Raw genomic sequence first — 3,640 nt, forward strand, 5'->3', positions numbered from 1 at the left:
CATTAAGGGCCCTTAAATGTCCATTTAATTAAGCGGACACTTAACGCACCAAATCGAAAAGCGGCAGGTCGGGTTCAACGGACGCTCACGGCAGAACCCGGTGCGGGCGATCTCCGCCAGAAGCTCCGCATCATTGGCATCCGTCTTGTTGTGCTGCAGCTTCATAACCGCATGCGCCTGACGGGCGTCGATAAGATCAACACAAACGCCAAGTCTGCCAAGTTCCCTTACCAGCCAGTGGCCCCAGGTGCCCGTTTCCATCACGATCCGCTCAGGACAAAGGCAGGTCGCCTTCAGCGCCTCAAACAAAGACACAGGGTCAGTTGCAACCTTGCCACGACCAACGACCTTCCCATCCCGGTCCTTCACACAGAACGAAGTCTCTTCCTTCGAAACATCAAATCCAACATACTCTGACACGGTCACTCTCCTTTTATGCCTCTTGGGGCGTGTGCTACGACCCCGCATCATAGGCTCAGGAGAGTGGCCGCCGGAATTACGCTATGTATTATACTTGGGAGGCTGAAACTAAAGGGTCCTATCATGAAGCTCCCGGCTAAAGCAGATGGGAATGATTTCGAAGACAACCGTGAACCCGGTGGGAAGAAAATAGGCTTGCGGGCTTGACCATGTGAACGGAATTAGACAACCTAAACTCCATTCAGAGTGCGGTCCAAGGACGTGAATCTTCTTATGATGTTGTATTTCTAAGCGGTGTCCTTGAAAAACTGCCAGCCAGTAGCAGCTCCAAGTATTAACGGTTGGAATATATCCGAAGAACAGGCAATTTTTTTAATGACGTCTAGCAAATGCAATTCTTGCGTAATATGCCAAGTCAAAGATAGCTATGAATATATTCCTGCATTTCTAGCTCATCATTCCAATTTGGTCGATACAATTATTCTGATCGATCATAATTCTCAAAGGGACCTCAGGGAGCTTTCATCTACCAACGTTCACGTTTTTCGCGCTAAAATGGGTATCTTCGCTCAAGACATCACTATGAATGCAATCTGGGTCCATTTTGCAATTAGGAATAGATACAGTTGGGTCTTTGTTCTCGATGTTGATGAATTCTTACCTTTTCGTGATCGGGATCAAGCCAACCAATTCTATTCGACACATTCAGACGCTCACTATGTTGAATTTCAATGGAGAAATGGGGTCGCCAAAGACAAACAGACCCATGGTATTGAAGCCACGACGGAGTTTCTCTTTTCAAACGTGCTGTCGCCCACCACTAAGCTTTGCTACCATACCGAAAAAGCAGGAAAATTTTGGCTTCGAGCAGGCAACCACTTCGCGATGCGTCCGGTTCCCAAATTCTTAGATAAGCGTTTCCCTCCAAAAACAAAAAAATCAGAACTTGAGCTATTTCATGTTCCATTTTTAAATAGAGATCATCTACAACAAAAACTAGATAATTTTCCTTATAGTCAATTTTCAAGTAAAATTAAAAAAAATGCTTCATATTTGGTAGATGTTTACGGCAAAGACTGGGAGAAGGCTGACGTTTCCGAAAAGGATATTCTTTGGTTTGTAGCAAACTATCGAACTCACGGAAAAGATCCTTTATTTGAAACGCATAAGATTAGTTTTTCCACTAAACAGATATTTAATCATCTTAACTCAGATATAATTCGTTGGGCAAATTTGCTTGAAAATTGTAGCAAAATCGAACCCTCGCTACCAAACCCGAGGGAAAAAGAAGCAATGCGCATTGTGCGTCGTCACAAATACCGCTACAGGAAATTTCTCGAAAAACACGTAGAGGTAACCGGCGAGAATGAAATTCTCATTGTTTAGTGTAACTAAGGATCTGGCATTAGTGTGCGTCGTTTCGAAAAGGCCAACTCCGTGAGAATCGATGTAGTAGGTTCAAAACCAAATCCAACCTTTCCGCCCGGAGAACCGGATATAGTTTTTCTTGTTAATGGCGCGATAGCATACGCGCAAAGGTACACGGAAGGCACAAAGAAAATTGGATTCGCCTCGTTGATTTTCTGCTCGCCATTGACCGATTGTAAGACAAAGTTGGATCGGCAAGCGATCGAAGGCGTTAAACTTGATAAGCTATACCACTGGTCTCCGGAGAAGCGGGACCTTTTGGAGTATATGAACTTTACTTACCAAGAAGAAGAAGAAATCGGCGAGAAAATTCTTCGGCGCCTAGCCTACAAATTCTTGCCCTTGAAATATTTCGCGTCATATTTTTTGAGCGATATTAGACGCATCAAAGAGCTAAGAAAATATCTCATGGGTAAGCAGCGTTATCTTCGCTGCTCGCGCCCCTCTTCGGGAATGCTTGCGGTTGTATTCGCTGAGCAACAGTACCAATACTATGAAATAAATGTGATTGGAATCAGCGTATTCGATTTCTCCCAGCGGTTCTATGACAAACAGCATATTAGCAACAATTTCCACGCTCAGGCCGATGAATTAGTTTACAAGAGACTTTTAGAAAAAAACAAAAATATTAAATTTCATGACGTCGCATAAATATTATTTATCTCTTGAAATTCCTGTTCTCAAATAAAACGATTAGTCTAGGTTCAGTGATACTTTTCAGTTCAAACCCTTGCCGCAGAAGGTATTTCACAACTTGTGGCAGGGTGCTTTCTTTAGCTTTCCCCCGCTCAAATCCGCAGTCAACCGTTACGTACGTCGTTCTTGCAAGCATCTCCCGCGCTCCGAACAATGCCTCTGGCTCCGCTCCTTCTGCTTCAATTTTTAGGTATTTAATGTTGCTTATATTGTTAGTTAGGCAGTATTGATCAAGTGTTATGGCTTGGATACTAGAGACGCTCTCGTGGTCATTAAATTCAATCAGCGACGAGTCAGCACTCTCTGATTTTTCAAAGAAATTTAACGTGCAGTTTTCGCTCCAGAGCGCGACATTCTCGCAGGAAGAGCCGGGATTGTTGAGCGCACAAGCCTCGCACTCACTTTTTCCTGGCTCGAATGCGATATAGTTGAACTTAGTTTGAAGGCCCCGCAAAGCGACACCAAGCTCACCAATGTTCGCTCCACAATCTATTATTGTGTCGCCTTCAGCAAGTTCACTCCTATCAATCATGTAGTCATTCAAGAGGGAGAAAACTCTTCCTTCAACGCCTGTCTTATAAAGGGGTATTCTAGACGGATGAATCACAAGGATACTATCCTGATCTTCATCGGTTACTCGTATTAGGTCACCTTTCGCACGAACTTTTATTTTCCAACTTTTGTTTAATTTTACATACGCATTAAATAAAAACTCCAGCCATCTATGGTTATCTAGAGAAAGTACGAAATCTTGAATATACTTCTTTCTATACTTCTTTTTAGCCATATTTATCCGCGTTCATTAAGTTGAGCCATGGACCTAATTATCGCCTTATAACCATTTTGGCCAGCTGTGTTTTTTGATGGAAAAGGTTTTGGTGGCACTCCAACTCGGATGAGAGCTGGACACCCGCATAAACCCAGTAATTTGTGTTGGGGCTTGATAGTGTGGCCGCTTATCGCGATTTGCTCGCGAGTTTTGCTGAGTTTGAGGGCAACATTGAGCGTGAGCGTCCGTTGAACCCGACCTGCCGCTTTTCGATTTGGTGCGTTAAGTGTCCGCTTAATTAAATGGACATTTAAGGGCCCTTAATGA

Annotated in this window: 4 protein-coding genes; 2 read left to right on the top strand and 2 right to left on the bottom strand. The window is 43.6% G+C overall.

The annotated features are described in order from the left end of the window. Positions 1 to 24: 24 nt before the first annotated feature. On the bottom strand, positions 25 to 420 hold the full coding sequence (locus tag ACXAIC_RS24585) for an IS110 family transposase (RefSeq protein ID WP_475187034.1): 396 nt from the start codon (positions 418 to 420) through the stop codon (positions 25 to 27). Between the two features lie 300 nt (positions 421 to 720). Here ACXAIC_RS24585 and ACXAIC_RS24590 point away from each other — a divergent pair, with 300 nt between their 5' ends. Beyond that, positions 721 to 1,806, top strand: coding sequence for a glycosyltransferase family 2 protein (locus ACXAIC_RS24590; RefSeq protein WP_475187036.1), 1,086 nt, complete (start codon positions 721 to 723; stop codon positions 1,804 to 1,806). A 24-nt stretch (positions 1,807 to 1,830) separates the two neighbouring features. Continuing rightward, a complete protein-coding gene (locus ACXAIC_RS24595; RefSeq protein ID WP_475187039.1) occupies positions 1,831 to 2,499 on the top strand; it encodes a hypothetical protein in 669 nt (222 codons plus the stop codon). Positions 2,500 to 2,506: 7 nt separating this feature from the next. Here the strand turns inward: ACXAIC_RS24595 and ACXAIC_RS24600 are convergent, their stop codons facing one another. Next, positions 2,507 to 3,331 carry an FkbM family methyltransferase gene (locus tag ACXAIC_RS24600; RefSeq protein WP_475187042.1) on the bottom strand — a complete coding sequence of 275 codons (825 nt, stop codon included), beginning with the start codon at positions 3,329 to 3,331 and terminating at the stop codon, positions 2,507 to 2,509. Positions 3,332 to 3,640 lie beyond the last annotated feature (309 nt).

The sequence above is a fragment of the Roseibium sp. AWQ4_254 genome (genome assembly GCF_056161025.1).